The sequence below is a fragment of the Streptomyces sp. NPDC051555 genome, assembly GCF_044454405.1.
Lineage (GTDB): Bacteria > Actinomycetota > Actinomycetes > Streptomycetales > Streptomycetaceae > Streptomyces.
This window is the reverse complement of the sequence record NZ_JBITDP010000008.1, coordinates 305,775-322,505: the sequence shown is the minus strand read 5'-3', so window position 1 is coordinate 322,505 and position 16,731 is coordinate 305,775. Positions and strand designations below refer to the sequence as shown.

Annotated in this window: 14 protein-coding genes; 7 read left to right on the top strand and 7 right to left on the bottom strand. The window is 73.6% G+C overall.

Annotated features, from left to right (window positions below; genetic code table 11):
• Nucleotides 1–602: 602 nt before the first annotated feature.
• Nucleotides 603–1,052 carry a PTS glucose transporter subunit IIA gene (locus tag ACIBEA_RS19630; RefSeq protein WP_385786129.1) on the top strand — a complete coding sequence of 150 codons (450 nt, stop codon included), beginning with the start codon at nucleotides 603–605 and terminating at the stop codon, nucleotides 1,050–1,052.
• 74 nt (nucleotides 1,053–1,126) lie between these two features.
• Nucleotides 1,127–2,797 carry a phosphoenolpyruvate--protein phosphotransferase gene (ptsP, locus tag ACIBEA_RS19625; RefSeq protein WP_399262477.1) on the top strand — a complete coding sequence of 557 codons (1,671 nt, stop codon included), beginning with the start codon at nucleotides 1,127–1,129 and terminating at the stop codon, nucleotides 2,795–2,797.
• An 87-nt stretch (nucleotides 2,798–2,884) separates the two neighbouring features.
• Here the strand turns inward: ptsP and ACIBEA_RS19620 are convergent, their stop codons facing one another.
• Both ACIBEA_RS19620 and ACIBEA_RS19615 read right to left on the bottom strand, forming a co-directional pair.
• Nucleotides 2,885–3,793, bottom strand: coding sequence for a hypothetical protein (locus tag ACIBEA_RS19620; protein WP_399262475.1), 909 nt, complete (start codon nucleotides 3,791–3,793; stop codon nucleotides 2,885–2,887).
• A gap of 58 nt (nucleotides 3,794–3,851) precedes the next feature.
• Nucleotides 3,852–5,834, bottom strand: a complete 1,983-nt coding sequence (locus ACIBEA_RS19615) for an acetoacetate--CoA ligase (RefSeq protein WP_399262473.1) — start codon at nucleotides 5,832–5,834, stop codon at nucleotides 3,852–3,854.
• 257 nt (nucleotides 5,835–6,091) lie between these two features.
• Between ACIBEA_RS19615 and ACIBEA_RS19610 the strand changes: the two genes are divergently transcribed.
• On the top strand, nucleotides 6,092–8,506 hold the full coding sequence (locus ACIBEA_RS19610) for a TIM-barrel domain-containing protein (RefSeq protein WP_399262471.1): 2,415 nt from the start codon (nucleotides 6,092–6,094) through the stop codon (nucleotides 8,504–8,506).
• Nucleotides 8,507–8,542: 36 nt separating this feature from the next.
• On the opposite strand, the gene ACIBEA_RS19605 is transcribed toward ACIBEA_RS19610, so the two are convergent.
• Nucleotides 8,543–9,052 carry an NUDIX domain-containing protein gene (locus tag ACIBEA_RS19605; RefSeq protein ID WP_399262469.1) on the bottom strand — a complete coding sequence of 170 codons (510 nt, stop codon included), beginning with the start codon at nucleotides 9,050–9,052 and terminating at the stop codon, nucleotides 8,543–8,545.
• Nucleotides 9,053–9,075: 23 nt separating this feature from the next.
• Here ACIBEA_RS19605 and ACIBEA_RS19600 point away from each other — a divergent pair, with 23 nt between their 5' ends.
• The 4 genes from ACIBEA_RS19600 (at nucleotide 9,076) to ACIBEA_RS19585 (ending at nucleotide 11,910) form a co-directional block, all read left to right on the top strand.
• Entirely contained in the window at nucleotides 9,076–9,774 is a 699-nt protein-coding gene (locus ACIBEA_RS19600) for a M15 family metallopeptidase (RefSeq protein ID WP_399262467.1), read from the top strand.
• A gap of 13 nt (nucleotides 9,775–9,787) precedes the next feature.
• Entirely contained in the window at nucleotides 9,788–10,126 is a 339-nt protein-coding gene (locus ACIBEA_RS19595) for an Mpo1-like protein (RefSeq protein WP_399262466.1), read from the top strand.
• Nucleotides 10,127–10,195: 69 nt separating this feature from the next.
• Nucleotides 10,196–10,714 carry a Zn-ribbon domain-containing OB-fold protein gene (locus ACIBEA_RS19590; protein WP_399262464.1) on the top strand — a complete coding sequence of 173 codons (519 nt, stop codon included), beginning with the start codon at nucleotides 10,196–10,198 and terminating at the stop codon, nucleotides 10,712–10,714.
• On the top strand, nucleotides 10,711–11,910 hold the full coding sequence (locus tag ACIBEA_RS19585; RefSeq protein WP_399262462.1) for a lipid-transfer protein: 1,200 nt from the start codon (nucleotides 10,711–10,713) through the stop codon (nucleotides 11,908–11,910). The genes ACIBEA_RS19590 and ACIBEA_RS19585 overlap by 4 nt, the downstream gene beginning before the upstream one ends.
• Nucleotides 11,911–12,201: 291 nt before the next feature.
• On the opposite strand, the gene ACIBEA_RS19580 is transcribed toward ACIBEA_RS19585, so the two are convergent.
• Genes ACIBEA_RS19580 through ACIBEA_RS19565 form a run of 4 tightly spaced genes read right to left on the bottom strand, consistent with a single transcriptional unit; the run spans nucleotide 12,202 to nucleotide 16,612 of the window.
• Complete coding sequence (locus ACIBEA_RS19580) at nucleotides 12,202–12,822, bottom strand: GTP-binding protein (RefSeq protein ID WP_399262460.1); 621 nt, start codon at nucleotides 12,820–12,822, stop codon at nucleotides 12,202–12,204.
• The gene (locus tag ACIBEA_RS19575) at nucleotides 12,803–13,258 is read right to left on the bottom strand and encodes a DUF742 domain-containing protein (protein ID WP_354381595.1); all 456 of its coding nucleotides are present in this window, start codon (nucleotides 13,256–13,258) and stop codon (nucleotides 12,803–12,805) included. Before ACIBEA_RS19575 ends, ACIBEA_RS19580 begins: the two co-directional genes overlap by 20 nt.
• A 10-nt stretch (nucleotides 13,259–13,268) precedes the next feature.
• Nucleotides 13,269–13,709: a roadblock/LC7 domain-containing protein gene (locus ACIBEA_RS19570; RefSeq protein WP_354381594.1), complete on the bottom strand. Its 441-nt coding sequence runs from the start codon at nucleotides 13,707–13,709 to the stop codon at nucleotides 13,269–13,271.
• A complete protein-coding gene (locus tag ACIBEA_RS19565) occupies nucleotides 13,706–16,612 on the bottom strand; it encodes a nitrate- and nitrite sensing domain-containing protein (protein ID WP_399262457.1) in 2,907 nt (968 codons plus the stop codon). Before ACIBEA_RS19565 ends, ACIBEA_RS19570 begins: the two co-directional genes overlap by 4 nt.
• Nucleotides 16,613–16,731 lie beyond the last annotated feature (119 nt).

Genomic DNA, 16,731 nt, shown 5'->3' with positions numbered 1-16,731 from the left:
GAACCTCATCCACCGAAGTGGACGGGGTATCAACTTCTGGCGTTGATTTTTGGCACGCTGTTGAGTTCTCAAGGAACGGACGCTTCCTTTGTACTTACCCTCGCGGGCTTTCCTCCGGGCTTCGTTCTTCGTTTCCGACTCTATCAGACTCTTTCGTGTCCGATTCCCAGTCGAAGCGGGATCTTGCTTTTCGCTTTCCAGTTCTTCGCTTTCGCGTTTCCCTTTCCGGCGATTCCAACTCTACCAGCGCTTTTTCGTCTTCCCGACCACTCGCTCCGACTGCCGAACAGGCATGCGGAAAGAAAGGGGGGCTGAAGATCAGCGGTTGAAGAGGAAGGTTCCCGTCCATGAGCAGTTCGTGCGGTGTTCACACGACGCGTTCTGGCGGGAGTCACGACAGTACAGGTCCGCCGATGCCCAAGCAAATCGATTCAGGCGTATGGTCTAGTCCACTAGGGCGTCGCGGTAGCGCGTAGGGCCTCCATAAGGAGGTGTACTTCGTGCGGAACCGGGACGTCTCATGACTTACCCTTCTCAAAGTACGCCGTCCAGGACAGGTTGTGACGGCGACACGAAGAAGCCCCACCCCTGGGAGGCCCCCCATGACCAGCGTGACGTCCCCACTTGCCGGGCGCGCCATCGGACTCGCGGCAGTGCCCGATCCGGTGTTCTCCGGCGCAATGGTGGGACCGGGCACCGCTATCGACCCCGTGCGTGAGCCCTCGGAGGCGGTGTCCCCCGTCGACGGTGTGGTCGTCTCCCTGCACCCGCACGCCTACGTCGTCGTCGACGCCGAAGGCCACGGTGTGCTCACGCACCTCGGGATCGACACCGTTCAGCTCAACGGCGAGGGCTTCGAGCTGCTCGTCAACAAGGGCGACACCGTGACGCGCGGCCAGACCGTCATCCGTTGGAACCCCGCCGCGGTCGAGGCCGCCGGCAAGTCCCCCATCTGCCCGATCGTGGCGCTGGAAGCGACTCCCGACTCCCTCACCGACGTCGTCGAGGCCGGAGACATGAAGGCCGGAGACGTGCTCTTCGGCTGGCAGTGACGTATCCGCCTGCTCGGGCGAATCGGACATCCAACGCGGCGGGTGGTCCCGCCGCTCAATCGGAGACGGGTGAAATGGAGACAACGCTGCGAGGCGTCGGCGTGAGCCACGGTGTGGCGATCGGCGAGGTTCGGCACATGGGCACGGCGGTTCTCGAACCGCCGGCCAAGCAGATCGCCGCGGAGGAGGCGGAGCGCGAACAGGGGCGCGCCCGTCAGGCCGTGGATGCCGTGGCGGCCGACCTGATCGCGCGCGGCCAGCTGGCCGGTGGCGAGGCCCAGCACGTGCTCGAAGCTCAGGCCATGATCGCTCAGGACCCTGAGCTGATGGCCGATGTCGACCGTCGGATCGTCGTCGGGAGCACCGCCGAGCGCGGTGTGTACGACGCGTTCGCCGCCTACCGCGAGCTGCTCGCGGGTGCCGGCGAGTACATGGCCGGCCGCGTGGCCGACCTGGACGACGTGCGCAACCGGATCGTGGCCCGCCTGCTGGGCGTACCGATGCCGGGCGTGCCGGACAGTGACGAGCCGTACGTGCTGATCGCGCGGGACCTCGCTCCCGCCGACACCGCGCTGCTCGACCCGGCGCTCGTGCTCGGTTTCGTGACCGAAGAGGGCGGCCCGACCAGCCACAGCGCGATCCTCGCGCGGGCGCTGGGCGTGCCGGCGATCGTCGCCCTGCCGGGCGCCGGTGAGATCCCCGAGGGCACCGTGATCGCCGTGGACGGCAGCACGGGTGACCTGTTCGTGGACCCGACCGCGGAGAAGCGGGCCGAGCTGGAGGCCGCGGCCGCCGAGCGCAAGGCCTCGCTGTCCGCGTCGTCCGGTCCGGGCGCCACGTCGGACGGTCACAAGGTGCCGCTGCTGGCCAACATCGGTGGTCCGGCGGACGTGCCGGCGGCCGTCGAGGCGGGCGCCGAGGGTGTGGGCCTGTTCCGCACCGAGTTCCTCTTCCTGGACGACAGCAAGACCGCGCCGACCGAAGAGAAGCAGATCGAGGCGTACCGCGCCGTCCTGGAGGCCTTCCCCGAGGGCCGGGTCGTCGTGCGCGTCCTGGATGCGGGCGCCGACAAACCGCTCGACTTCCTGACTCCGGCGGACGAGCCCAACCCGGCACTGGGCGTGCGCGGGCTGCGGTCGCTGCTGGACCACCCGGAGGTGCTGCGCACGCAGCTCACCGCGCTGGCCAAGGCGGCCGAGGGGCTGCCGGTCTACCTCGAGGTCATGGCCCCGATGGTGGCCGACCGCGCCGATGCCAAGGCGTTCGCGGACGCGTGCCGCGAGGCCGGTCTGCAGGCGAAGTTCGGCGCGATGGTGGAGATCCCCTCCGCCGCGCTGCGGGCGCGCTCGATCCTCCAGGAGGTCGAGTTCCTGTCGCTGGGTACGAACGACTTGGCGCAGTACGCCTTCGCCGCCGACCGTCAGGTCGGTGCGGTCTCCCGCCTCCAGGACCCGTGGCAGCCCGCGCTGCTGGACCTGATCGCCATGTCGGCCGATGCCGCCAGGGCCGAGGGCAAGAGCTGTGGCGTCTGTGGCGAGGCCGCCTCCGACCCGCTGCTGGCCTGTGTCCTGACGGGGCTGGGCGTCACCTCCCTGTCGATGGGTGCCGCGTCGATCCCCTACGTGCGCTCGACGCTCGCGAAGTACACGCTCGCCCAGTGCGAGCGTGCTGCCGCCGCCGCGCGCGCCGCGGACAGTGCCGAGGAGGCCCGCGTGGCCGCCCAGGCGGTGCTGTCCGGCGAGTAGCCGATGCCCCGGTAGGGGTGTGTGGTCGGTACGAGGGGCCTTCGCCATCGGCGGGGGCCCCTCGGTCGTTCCCCCGGCCCGTTCGGCTCAGTGGGGCGGTCCCGGTTCGTCCACCTCGTAGCCCGGGCCGTACTCGACGCCCGGTTCCGGCGGTACGGGCTCACCCGTCTCGACGTCGGTGCAGTACGCGTTGAAGACCGCGGCGGCGGAGAGGCTGACCAGGCGGCCGCGGTCCAGGCGCCAGCCGTGGACCCGGTCACGGGACCCTGCGCCGGTGGTGCGCAGGACCAGGCCCCCGGATCCGCCGAGGGCGAGGCCGGTGGCCAGGACGGTCACGAAGTCGAGGCGCTCCCGGCCGTCGACGCGGGGTGGCGTCGTGGTGTCGTCGGCCGTCTCGGCGTGCAGCACGGCGACGAGCTGTTCCGCCTCGGTGGGGACGCTGCACACCAGGTGGTGCCGGCCGGGTCCGGCCCGCTCCAGCAGTCGCCGAAGGATCAGGCCCGCCCGGTCGAAGCAGGCCTGGCCGACGTCCTGCCCGCAGTCGGCGCAGCTGCCGACGCCCGAGAGCAGCACGGTGGCGTACTCCCAGGTGGCCTGGCGGACGGCCTCGTCCACGAGCTGCGGCAGGAGTGCGCGCAGCGGGGCGTCCCCGTAGGGCAGTCCGGCGGCGGACCGGGCGAGCTCCGCGGTGAAGCGGGTGCGGGCCGCGGCGGTGTCGGGGTCGGTGCCCCGGTCGGCGCAGTGGTCGGCGTATTCCTGCGGGTCGAAGAGGACGACGGTGGTGTGGGCGCCCCGGAGGGCGAGGGACCGGAGCAGTGCGTCGACCTGGGTGAGGTAGTCCTCGTGGTCGTCGAAGGCGAAGCTCCGGTAGCCGCGCATGGCCGCGAAGTCCCCGGGGTCGGCGATGACGCCGACCGTACCCGGGATCTCGCGGCGCAGGGCGCGGCGGGTGCGCGTGTTCGCGCGGGTGGTGCGGGTGTTCCTCGTGTCTGCCATGGCTCCCCCTGAGTGGCACCGATCGATGCTCACTCAGCGTAACCACGGGCACTGACAGTCACCTCTGGCGGCGGCTGCGGGCCAACTCCTCGTAGAAGTGGAGGAGGTCCAGGTTGTCCACCGAGCCCGGGTTCACGGCCTTGGCCAGGGGCGCGCCCTGCAGGAGGCGCTTGACGGGGACCTCGATGCGCTTGCCCGTCAGGGTGTGCGGGACGCCCGGGACCTCGATGATCTCGTCGGGGACGTGGCGCGGGGAGAGTTCCGCGCGGATCGTCGCCTTGATCCTGGCCCGCAGGTCCTCGTCGAGGGAGGCGCCCGGCACGAGGTGGACGAAGAGTGGCATCCAGTACCCGCCGTCCGCCTCCTCCAGCCCGATGACCAGGGATTCCTTGATCTCCGGCAGGCGCTCGACGGCCTCGTAGATGTCGGCGGAGCCCATGCGCACGCCCTGGCGGTTGAGCGTGGAGTCGGAGCGGCCGTGGATGACGACCGAGCCGTGGTCGGTGATCGTGATCCAGTCCCCGTGCCGCCAGACGCCCGGGAACATGTCGAAGTAGCTGTCGTGGTAGCGGCTGCCGTCGGGGTCGTTCCAGAAGCGGATCGGCATGGACGGCATCGGGTTGGTGACGATCAGCTCGCCGACCTCGCCGGTGACGGGCTTGCCCGCCGGGTCCCAGGCCTGGAGGTCGGTGCCCAGGCAGGCGGCCTGGAGCTCACCGATGTGCACGGGGAGGGTGGGGACGGCGCCCGCGAAGCAGCTGCACACGTCGGTGCCGCCGCTGACCGAGGCGATCCACAGGTCCTCGGCCACCTCGTCGTGGAGCCAGCGGAACCCGTCGGGCGGGAGCGGGGAGCCGGTGGTGGCCACGCACTTCAGGGTGGAGAGGTCGAAGTCGCGGGACGGGTGCACCTCGGCCTTGCGGCAGGCCATCACGTAGGCGGCGGAGGTCCCGTAGAGGGTGGCCTTCGTGCGCTCCGCGATCCGCCACTGGGCTCCGGTGTCCGGGTAGCCGGGGCTGCCGTCGTACAGGACGACGGTGGTGCCGGTGAGCAGGCCGGAGACGAGGAAGTTCCACATCATCCAGCCGGTGGAGGTGTACCAGAAGAACCGGTCCTCCGGGCCGAGGTCGCAGTGCAGGCCGAGCTGCTTGAGGTGTTCGAGGAGGATGCCGCCCTGCGACTGGACGATCGCCTTGGGGAGCCCGGTCGTACCGGAGGAGTACAGGACCCACAGGGGGTGGTCGAAGGGGACCGCTTCGAAGACGGGCTCCGCGTCCCCCGCGGTGAGGGCGGACCATTCGAGGGTGCCTTCGGGCGCGGGCGTGCCGAGCAGCGGGATGTGGACGACGGCGCGCAGCGAGGGCAGGTCGGCCCGGAGCTCGGCGACGGTCTCGCGCCGGTCGTGCTCCTTGCCGCCGTAGCGGTAGCCGTCGACGGTGAACAGGACGACGGGTTCGACCTGCTGGAAGCGGTCGAGGACGCTTCGGGCGCCGAAGTCGGGGGCGCAGGAGGTCCAGACGCCGCCGACGGCGGCCGTGGCGAGGAGGGCCACAACGGCTTCGGGGATGTTGGGGAGGTAGCCGCTGATCCGGTCGCCGGGGCGCACGCCGAGGGTGCGCAGTTCGGCGGCGAGCGCGCCGACCTGGCGGCGCAGCTCGGCCCAGGTGACGGGGACCGGCTCGTGGGTCTCGTCGACGTACAGCAGGGCGGCCTCGGCGGCGCGCGCCGGGTCCTCCCCCGCGCGCAGGGCGTGCTCGGCGTAGTTGAGGGTGGCGCCGGTGAACCAGCGCGCGCCGGGCATGGTCCGCTCCGCGAGGACGGAGGTGTAGGGGCTGGTGAAGCGGACGTCGAACCACTCGGCGACGGCCTGCCAGAAGGTGTCCAGTTCGTCCACGGACCAGCTGTGCAGGGCCGGGTACCCGCCGGTCGCGGGGGCGCCGTGGTGTTCGGCGGCCCAGGCCTGGAAGGCCGTGATCCGGGCCGCCGCGATCCGGTCGGGGCCCGGGGCCCACAGGGGTTCCGGCGAAGTGGCTGAGGTCATGGGTCGGCTCCCGGTCGGTCTGCGGCGCGCGCTTCGTGTGCGTGTGCTCGGGCTCGTGCGTGGGTGGCGCGGTGGTTGCGCCCGTGTGCGTACGGTGCCATCGCACGGGGGTGTGCGCGCGGCGGCTCACAGGGACCATGCCACGTGATCGACATCCGCACCAGAGCCGTCGGCGGCCACCCCGTGTGATCGGTCCGAGGGTGAACGGCAGCTGAACGCAGCCCGCTCGGCCCGGGGCCGGTGGCAGAGTGCGCGGCATGAACGGTCGTGATCTGGTGCGTGCGGTCAAGGACATCGGTACGGCGCGCGGGCGGCGCGCCTGGCGCTCGGCCTGGCGCCACCGGCGCGCGGACGCGGTGGGGCTCCCGCGCCGGGGGGCGGAGCGGGCACGGGTGCCGGGGTCGTTGATCGGTACGGAGCCCCGGCCGGGCGGCGGGGTGCTGCGGTTCGCGCGCTCCGAGCTGCTGGTCCGGGTGACGCAGGGGGGTGCGGTGTTCTGGGGCTGGGACGGGGCCGGGCCGTCGCCCTCGTGCGCGGTGCTGGGCGGGGGGCCGGAGCCGGATCCGCGGGCGGTGCTGGAGCCGGACACCGGGGGCGGCTGGCGGGTGGTGTCGGAGCGGGTGACGGTGGCGGTGTCCCGCAACGGGCAGGTCGAGGTGCGCACGCCTGGCGGTGCGGTGTTGCGGCGGGAGCGGCCGCCGCGCTGGTGGGAGCCGGTCCGGCCGGTGCCGGAGGGCGACGCGGGGTCGACCGGCGGGAGGACCGGCAGCGCGGCCCGCGGCGCGGGGGCGCGGTGGCTGGTGCGGTCCGAGGTGCCGGCCGACGCGCGGTTCTTCGGGTTGGGCGGCCGGGCCTCGGGGCCCCGGCTGCGGGACGGGGTCTACCGGCTCTGGAACACCGATCCGCGGGGCGGCTTCGGGCCGGGTGACGATCCGCTGTACATCACGATGCCGGTGCAGCTGGTCGTCGCCGACGCGGGGACGCACCTGGTGTTCTACGACGACAGCTGGGACGGGCGGGTGTCGCTGCGCGAGGGCGAGGAGGGCGCCGGTTCGGGTCCGGACCGGCCGGGGGTGAGCGAACTGCGCATGGACGGCGGGCCGTTGCGCTGCTGGGTGCTGGTGGGGACGCCGGCCCGGGTGTTGCAGGGCTGGTCGGGGCTGACGGGGGCGGCCGCGGTGCCGCCGGAGTGGGCGCTGGGCTACCAGCACGCGCGGTGGGGGTTCGGGAGCGCGGAGGAGGTGCGCCGCGTGGTGCGGGGGTACGTGGCGCGGGGGATCGCGCTGGCGGCCGTACACCTGGACATCGACCACTACGACGGGCACCGGGTGTTCACCGTGGACCGGCAGCGGTTCCCCGATCTGCCGGCCCTGGCGCAGGAGTTGCGGGAGCTGCCGCGGGGCGGGGTGCGACTGGTGTCGATCGTGGACCCGGCGGTGCGGGCGGCCCCGGGCGAGGGGGTGTACGAGGCCGGCGGCGCGGTGGGGGACGCGGGGGCGTTCGTACGGGACGCGGACGGGCGGGAGGTGCGCGGCGAGGTGTGGCCGGGGAGCTGCGCGTATCCCGACTTCACCGATCCGGCGGTGCGCCAGTGGTGGGGCGGGCTGTACGAGGAGCGGCTCGCGAACGGCTTCGCCGGCGTCTGGCACGACATGAACGAGCCGGTGTCCTTCGCTCCCTTCGGGGACGCGACGCTGCCGCGGTCCGCGCGGCACGTGTTGGAGGGGGCCGGCGGGGACCACCGGGCCGCGCACAACGTGTACGCGCTCGGGATGGCGCGGGCCGGGTACGAGGGGTTGGTGCGGTTGCGGCCGCAGGAGCGGCCCTTCCTGTTCTCCCGGTCGGGGTGGGCGGGGATGCAGCGGTACGGCGGCACGTGGTCCGGCGACGTGGAGACGAGCTGGCCGGGGCTGCGGGCCTCGTTGGCGCTGGTGCTGGGGCTGGGGCTCTGCGGGGTGCCGTACTCGGGGCCGGACGTCGGGGGGTTCGGGGGTTCGCCGTCGCCGGAGCTGTACCTGCGGTGGTTGCAGCTCGGCGCGTACCTGCCGCTGTTCCGCACGCACGCGGCGATCTGGGCGGGGCGGCGGGAGCCGTGGGAGTTCGGGGCCGAGGTGGAGGAGCACGCCCGGGCGGTGCTGGCCGAGCGGGAGCGGCTGCGCCCGTACTTCGTCACCCTGGCGCACCTGGCGCAGCGGACGGGGGCGCCGTACGTGCGGCCGTTGTGGTGGGGGACGCCGGAGGAGCGGGGGCTGCGGGACTGCGAGGACGCCTTCTTGCTGGGGGACGCGCTGCTGGTGGCGCCGGTGCTGGAGTGCGGGGCGGACCGGCGGGCGGTCCGGCTGCCCCGGGGGCGCTGGTACGACACGGTGACGGGGGTGGCGTACGAGGGTCCGGGCCAGGTCCTGTTGGACGCGCCGCCGGGTCGGATCCCGGTGCTGGCGCGGGCGGGTGCGGTGGTTCCGGTCCGGGCGGCGGACGGGGACGGGGTCGAGCTGGAGGTGTGGGCGCCGGCGCGCGGCCGTACGGGCGGCGGGCTGGTGGTCCGCGACCCGGGGCCGGGCTTCGGAGCGGCCCCGCTGGAGCGGTACACCTCGCGGTGGGCCGGGGACGAGGTGGTGGTGGAGGCGGAGGGGGGCGACCGCGTCGTGGGCGTGACCGTGCGGGGGCTCTGAGGAGGGCGGGCCCGCGGGTGCGGGCCCCGCCGGATGTCAGGCGTGCTGCCCCGCGAACCAGGCGGCGACCGCCTGGGTGTGGAGGGGGAAGGCCAGTTCGGTGGGGGCGCGCAGGACGTGCCAGCCCGTGGTCTCGTCCGTGGGGGCGGGCGGGGGCAGGGTGGCGGCCGGGCGCGCGGGCAGGAGGCCGAAGATCAGCAGGTGGCCCGCCGGGGAACTGTGGACGTCGGCGAGGGCCACGTCCGCGGCGGGGGCGTGGATGCCGGTCTCCTCGCGCAGTTCGCGGACCACCGCGGTGCGCCAGTCCTCGCCGTGGTCGATGAAGCCGCCGGGCAGGGCGACGCCGCCCAGGGCCGGTTCGATCGTGCGGGTGATGACCACGAGGCCGCCGCCCGCGTCGTCCTGGACGGGGAGCAGGGCCACCGCCACGGGAGTGGGGTTGCGGTAGGCGGTGGCTCCGCAGGCGGCGCAGGTCCGGGGCCAGTCGGAGGTGGCGAACGGAGATCCGCAGGCGGAACAGTGCGAGTTCATCAGCGGCGCGGGCATCCCGCGATGGTAGACGAAGGGGCATGAGACTGACGGCTGTTGCCTCCCTGCTCGTTTCCCTCGCGGTGCCGGGGCCCGGGCCGGGGTCCGCGCCCGCCCCCGATGGCTTCGTCCTCCTCGCCGCCGTGGACCCGACGGTCCGGCAGGAGATGCGCTACGCGGGGGCGGACAACTTCACGGGCGGGGTGGTCGACGGGTACGAGGAGCCCGTGTGCCTGCTCGCCCGGCCCGCCGCCGAGGCGCTGGCCCGGGCGCAGCGCGTCGTCTCGGTGCGCGGGTACGCGCTGACGGTGTACGACTGCTACCGGCCGCAGCGCGCGGTGGACGCCTTCGTCCGGTGGGCCGGGGACGCGGCGGACCAGCGGACGAAGGCGGCGTACTACCCGCGGGTGGCGAAGGACCGGCTGATCCCGGAGGGCTACATCGCGGCGCGGTCCGGGCACAGCCGGGGCAGTACGGTCGACGTGGGTCTGGTGCGGCTGCCGCTGGGGCGTCCGGTGGATTTCGGTACGCCCTTCGATTTCTTCGATCCGCTGTCGCACACGGACAGCCCTGAGGTGACCGGGGCGGCGCGGGAGAACCGGCGGCTGTTGCGGCACGTGCTCGGGGAGCAGGGGTTCGTGAACCTGCCCGAGGAGTGGTGGCACTTCACCTTCCGGCCGGAAGCCTTCCCCGACGCGTACTTCGACTTCCCCGTCTCTGTCGGCTCGGCGGTGCGCTGAGTAGCGTCGCCGCATGACGTTCGCTTCGTACGAGGAATTCTGGCCCTACTACGTCGCCATGCACGCGCGGGCCGCGACCCGCTGGCTGCACCTCGGCGGCACCCTCACCGGCCTCGCCCTGACCGTCTACGGACTCGGGCGGGGCCGGCCGCGCTATCTGGCCGCCCTGCCGCTGATCGGGTACGGGACCGCGTGGCCCGCGCACTTCCTGATCGAGAAGAACAATCCGGCGAGCTTCGGGCACCCTGCGTGGTCGCTGCGCGGGGACGTCCGGATGATCCGGATGATGCTGGCCGGGCGGGACGCCGAGCTCGCGGAGACCGCCGCGAAGTGGCTGGCCGACAACCGGTGACCCGGACCGGCCTGTCGTGACAGACTCCTGACGGATCGTCAGATCCAGGAGTCGCTGTCAGGAGGGGTCTTGGAACGGACATGCACGCCCGTCGTGAGCGGGTGGTTCACCGACACCGGTACCGAAGCGGGCACGGAGGCCGGGGCGGACTTCCGGCTGCTCGGAACTCGGTGTTCCGCCTGCGCCGCCGTCTACTTCCCGCGGGAGGACGCCTTCTGCCGCAATCCCGGCTGCGCGGGCGGCGGCGAGCTGGTCGAGGTGCCGCTCTCCCGCCGCGGCCGGATCTGGTCCTACACCGACGGGCGATACCGGCCGCCCGCCCCGTACGTGTCCGACCCGGACCGGCCCTGGACCCCGTACACGCTGGTGGCGGTGGAGCTGGAGGCCGAGAGGATGGTCGTGCTCGGGCAGGCCGCGCCCGGGGTGACCGTGGCCGATCTGGCCGTGGGGATGGCGGTCGAGGTGGTGCCGGGGGTGCTGAACGAGGACGCGGACACCGGGACCACCTGGACGACCTGGCACTTCCGGCCGGTGGCGGCGGACGACGGCGACCGGGACGGCTCCGACGAGGGTGGGGTGCGGGCATGAACGGCGGTGACGTGGCGGTCCTGGGGGCCGGGATGCACCCGTGGGGGAAGTGGGGGCGCGGCTTCGTCGAGTACGGACGGATCGCGGCCCGCGCCGCGCTCGCCGACGCCGGGCTCGACTGGAGCGACGTCCGATCGATCGTCGGCGCCGACACCGTGCGCTCGGGGTATCCCGGGTACGTCGCCGGGGCGACCTTCGCGCGGGCGCTCGGCTGGCAGGGCGCGCGGGTCACCAGCGTGTACGCGGCGTGCGCTTCCGGGGCGCAGGCGATCGGGGCGGCCCGGGCGCAGATCCTGGCGGGGCTGGCCGACGTGGTGCTCGTGGTGGGCGCGGACGCGGCGCCCAAGGGCTTCTTCGCCCCGGCCGGCGGGGACCGGCCGGACGATCCGGACTGGCTGCGCTTCCGGGTGCTGGGGGCGACCAACCCGGCGTACTTCGCCCTGTACGCGCGCCGGCGCATGGCCCTCTACGGGGACACCGGCGAGGACTTCGCGCTGGTCAAGGTGAAGAACGCGGCGGCCGGGCTGCTCAATCCGAACGCCCGCTACCGCAAGGCGGTCACCCCGGAGGAGGTCGCCGCCTCGGCGGTCGTGGCCGATCCGCTGCGGCTGCTGGACATCTGCGCGACCTCCGACGGGGGCGCGGCCCTGGTGTTGAGCAGCATGGACTTCGCGCGGGCGCGCGGGGTCGGCGATCCGGTGCGGATCAGGGCGGTGTCGACGGTGACGCCGACCTATCCGCGGACGGTGCTCGACCTGCCCGACATCGCCACCGATTCCGCGGCGGGGACCGCCGCCCCGCCGGACGCGGGGTCGTTCCGCTCCTCGATCGCGCGGGCGGCCTACGAGGAGGCGGGGCTCGGGCCCGACGACCTCTCGCTCGCCGAGGTCTACGACCTGTCCACGGCGCTGGAGTTGGAGTGGTACGAGGACATCGGCCTGTGCGGGGAGGGCGAGGGGGCGAAGCTGGTCCGGGAGGGCGTCACCGCGCTCGGCGGGCGGGTGCCGGTGAACCCGAGCGGCGGGCTGGCCTCCTTCGGGGAGGCGGTGCCGGCCCAGGCGATCGCCCAGGTCTGCGAGTTGACCTGGCAGCTGCGCGGTACGGCCGGGGAGCGCCAGGTTCCGGGGGCGCGGGCCGGGATCACCGCGAACCAGGGGCTCTTCGGGCACGGCTCGGCGGTCGTCGCCGTGCGGTGAGGCGGCGGGGGCGTCGAAGTCGCCCGCGCGGTGAGGCGGCCCGGGCGGTGAGGCGGCCCCGGCGGTGCGGCGACCCCGGCTCCGAAGCGGCTCGCGCGCGCCTTGAACTGGGGCTGTTGCGCGAACGCTTGACGGCCCAGGACGGCGGGTTCACACTTCCTGCACGGTCGCGGGCCCCGAGCGGATCCGCCCGACGGACCCCCCATGTGAGCCGCGGTCCGTACCCCAGTCGGCGGGGGTACGGGCCGCCTCCATGCGGGGCCCCGGTGGCCGGCCTCCCCCGGTGTCCCGTCAGGTCCGGGTCGGGCTGCGGCGGGCGCGGGCCAGGGACATGGCGTGTTCCACCACCCCGACCAGCACGTCCTTGACCGATTCCCGGTCGCGCGCGTCGCAGATCAGCACCGGCACCTCGGGGTCGAGGTCGAGCGCCTCCCGTACGGTGACCACCGGGTGCCGGTCGGCCCCGTCGAAGCAGTTGACCGCGACCACGAAGGGCAGCTCGCGCCGCTCGAAGTAGTCGACGGCCGCGAAGCAGTCCGCGAGCCGGCGGGTGTCGGCGAGGACCACCGCGCCCAGGGCGCCCGTGGCCAGCTCGTCCCACAGGAACCAGAAGCGGTCCTGGCCGGGCGTGCCGAACAGGTAGAGGACCAGGTCGTCGCGCAGGGTGATCCGACCGAAGTCCATCGCGACGGTGGTGGTGCTCTTGCCCTCCACTCCCCCGAGGTCGTCCACGGTGCGGCCCGGCTCGGAGAGCACCTCCTCGGTGCGCAGCGGGCGGATCTCGCTGACCGCGCTGACCAGGGTGGTCTTGCCCACCCCGAAGCCGCCCGCGACCAGGATCTTCAGGGTCAGCGGTTCGACCGGCGACACCGCGTGCATCGCACCGGTGCGGCTAGAGCGCCCGAAGGCCATCTATCACCTCACGCAGAATGGACTCGTCCGGAAGTTCCGCGGGCGGTACCGGCCGGGTCACGTGGACCAGTTCGTCGTCGACGAGGTCGCCGATCAGGACACGGACGACGCCGACCGCGAGGTCGAGGTCGGCCGCGAGTTCGGCCACCGACTGGGGCCGTTCCGTGCAGAGCCCGAGGATGTGGGCGTGTTCGGGGGACAAGGTCATGTCCCAGACCGGATCGTCGGCCGCCGCTTCGGCGACGACGAGGGCGATCAGGTCGAGCCGGTGCTGACCCGCGTGGCGCGTCCGGCCGCGGGTCATCGCGTACGGACGGACCACGGGGCCCGCGTCGGCGTCGAACCAGGCGGCCTGGTGGGCGGGATGGGCGGGGTGAGCGGGCTCGGCGTCGAACGCGGGCGCGCGGTGGTCGGGTTCGTGGCCTGGTTCCCTCATGCCGTCCGGCTCACCCTCCGGCTGGCAGCCCGGTGCGCGGTGCGGTCGCCAGGTGGACGCCCACTCGCTTGACCATCAGGGTCATCTCGTACGCGACCTGCCCGACGTCCGAATCGGCGTCGGAGAGCACGGCGAGGCAGCTGCCGTCGCCCGCGGCCATCACGAACAGGAACGCCTCGTCCAGCTCCACCACGGTCTGGCGGACCTGGCCGGACTCGAAGTGCCGGCCGACGCCCTTGGCGAGGCTGTGGAAACCGGAGGCGACGGCGGCCAGGTGCTCGCTGTCCTCGCGGGTCAGGTCCTTGGAGGTGCCGGTGGGCAGGCCGTCGCCGGAGAGGACGACCGCCTTGCGGATGCTGGCCACCCGGTCGACCAGTTCGTCGAGCAGCCAGTTCAGCTGGCCGGGGCCGCGGCCCCGGGAGTCGTTGCCTGTGGTCTGCGGTGCGGTCATCGACCGTCCCCCTCGTTCTCGTGCTCGGTACGGGTCCCGGCAGCGCCGTCCGCCTCGCTCGCGGACTGCTCTGCGTGCTCGTCACGGGCTGCGGTCCAGCCTCGCTGGAGTGCGGACATGCGGATGCGTACGGTCTCCGCGTCGCGGTCGGCGACCGGGTCGGCGGTGGCGTCGGCGGGCGGGGCGGCCGGGGCGTTCTTCAGCTGCGGCGCGAGGCTGGCCTGGCGGACCCGGCGGGGCAGGCCGCCCGGGCCGGTCGGCGCGGGCGGAGCGGTCGGCGCGGAGCCGCCGTGGCGGGGCCCGGGAGCATATGCGGGTGTGGGCTCGGCGGCGGCCGTGGACGGCGGGACCGCGGCGGGCCGGGGACCGTCCGTCCGGGAGCCGTCCACCCGGGAGCCGTCCACCCGGCGGCCGTGTTCGGCGACCAGGGTGGGGGCGCGGTGGCGGCGCGGGAGCGGTACGGCGCCGGACGCGGGGCGCAGGGCCGCGTCCAGGTGGCCGGCGCCCTCCAGCCGGACGGGTCCGGTAGGAGCCTGCTGCCGGCCGGGGTCGCGGTCGGTCGGGCGCAGGCCCAGCAGGGTGCTGCGCGGGGTGCCGTTCGGCGGGGTCTCGTCGTCCAGGGTGGCCATGGCCGGGTGGGCGGCGGGGCTGGCGGGGACCGCTCCGGTTCCGATGGCGCTGCCGTTGCCCTTGCCCTTGCCGGCCCCCTTGCCGCGGCCGTTGGCGCCTCCGTGGCCGTGGCCGGTGCCGGTGCCGGCGCCGTGGCCGCGGCCGCTGCCCGGGATGCCGGGGAGGCCGGTGGTGCCGGTCAGCTCGTCCAGGCCGTGGACGTCGAGGGGCGCCTCCAGCTCGACCGGGCCGTCCAGGAGCGCGGCGGACACCGGGCGCCTGGGCGGCGTACCGTTTCCGCTCCCGTGACCGCTCCCGATCCCGGTGCCGAGGCCGGCTCCGGCGCCCGGGCCGATGCCCTGGGGGCGCGGTGCGGGGCCGCGGCCGACCGCGGCGCGCTCCGCACCCTCCAGGCGCAGGCCGCTGCCGTTGGTCTCGGGGGCCTCGGTGAGCAGGTCCACCGGGAGGAACACGATCGCCGTCGTGCCGCCGTACGGGCTGGGCTGGAGGGAGATCTTGACGCCGTGGCGCCGGGCGAGCCGGCTGACGACGAAGAGGCCGAGGCGGTCGGTGTCGGACAGCTCGAACTCGGGGGTCTCGGCGAGCCGGAGGTTCGCGTCGAGCAGGGCGTCCGGGTGCATGCCGAGGCCTCGGTCGTGGATCTCCAGGGTGAAGCCGTTGGCCACGCGCTCGCCGTACACCTGGACCGCGGTGTGCGGGGGCGAGAACACCGTGGCGTTCTCCAGGAGTTCGGCGATGAGGTGGGTGACGTCGGCCACGGCGGGGCCGGTGATGCCGAGCCGTTGGAGCCTGCGGACCTCGATGCGCTCGTAGTCCTCGACCTCGGCGACGGCGGCGCGCACGACGTCCATCAGTTGGACGGGCTTGCGCCACTGGCGGGAGGGCGCGGCGCCGGAGAGGATCACCAGGCCCTCGGCGTGGCGGCGCATGCGGGTGGTCATGTGGTCGAGGCGGAAGAGGTCGGCCAGCTCCTCGGAGTCCTCGGTGCGGCGCTCCATGGTGTCGAGCAGGGTGAGCTGGCGGTGCAGCAGGACCTGGTTGCGGCGGGCGAGGTTGACGAACACCTCGGAGACCCCGCGGCGCAGCTCGGCCTGTTTGACGGCGGCCTCGACGGCCGCGCGCTGGAGCGAGTTGAGGGCCATGCCGACCTGGCCGACCTCGTCCTTCTCGTACTCCAGGCGGGGTGCTTCGGTGTCCACGTCCACGTGTTCGCCGGCGGCGAGGCGGCGCATCACGCCGGGCAGCCGCACGCCGGAGACCTCGTGGGCCTCCTTCCGCAGCCGGGAGAGGTCGCGGATCAGGTCGCGGCCGATGCGCACGGACAGCACCAGGGAGACGATCAGGGCGACGAAGCCGAGGACGCCGGCCACGGCTGCCTTGACCAGGACGTCCATCGCCACGGGCTGGACGCGCTTCTGGTAGCGGTTGCCGGCGTCGGTGCCCATGGTGGCGAGGTCGCCGAGGACCTTGCCCGCGGCCTCGTCCCACTGGGCGGCGGTGATCCGCGGGTTCTTGGTCGCCCCCGTCGTGACCAGCCGCTCCTCGGCGTCGCGCAGGGCCTTGGTCTCGGGACCGCTCCAGTACTGCTCGAACAGCTCGCGGTCGTCGGCCGGGAGGATCGCGAGGTTGACGTCGTAGAGCAGGCCGCGGTTGGCCATGAGGTCGGAGACGGCGCGGGTGTCCTTGGGGCTGACGTTGCGCGCGGCCAGCGCCGCGGCGATGACCGCGTCCTCACGGGAGAGCGTCTCGCGGGCCCGGGTGATGCCGACCAGGGCCCGCCCCTCCTTGTCCATCTCCACGTTCTCCAGGGCGTGGAGGTTGACGAGGAAGTCGTAGCAGGGGTCGACGAGCCGGCTGTAGAGCTCCAGCGCCTGGGCCGGGTCGAGGGTGGTCTGGTCGACGGAGTGGCGCAGGGCGCCGATGCCGCGGAAGGCGTCGAGGATCGAGCGCAGCCGCTGGGCGGCGGCGGGGCTGAGCTCCTCGACGACCTCCGGGTCGGTGGCGTTGCGGGTGATGGACGTGACCTCGGCGTCGGTGGCGGCGCGGCGCTGGGCGAGTTCGGCGGTGGCGGCGGCCGAGCGCGGGTCGCCGAGGACCACGAGGGTCTGGCGGCGCTCCTTCTGGAGGACCCGGACGACGTCCTCGATGGGGTAGCCGACCTTGTCGATCACGTAGGCGACGTCGAGCAGTTCGACCGCCTGCCGGCCGGTGATGACGGTCGAGAAGCCCCAGAGGGCGGTGAGGGAGACGAGCGGCACGAGGAGCAACGCCACGATCTTCCGGCGGATGGATTTCCCGCGAAAGCGCATGGCCTCCCCAGCCTCCCCCAGCTCAACCCCGCTGTCGGGGGTCGGTGTTCCGTCAATTAAACGGCGTGAGCCTACTACTGCCG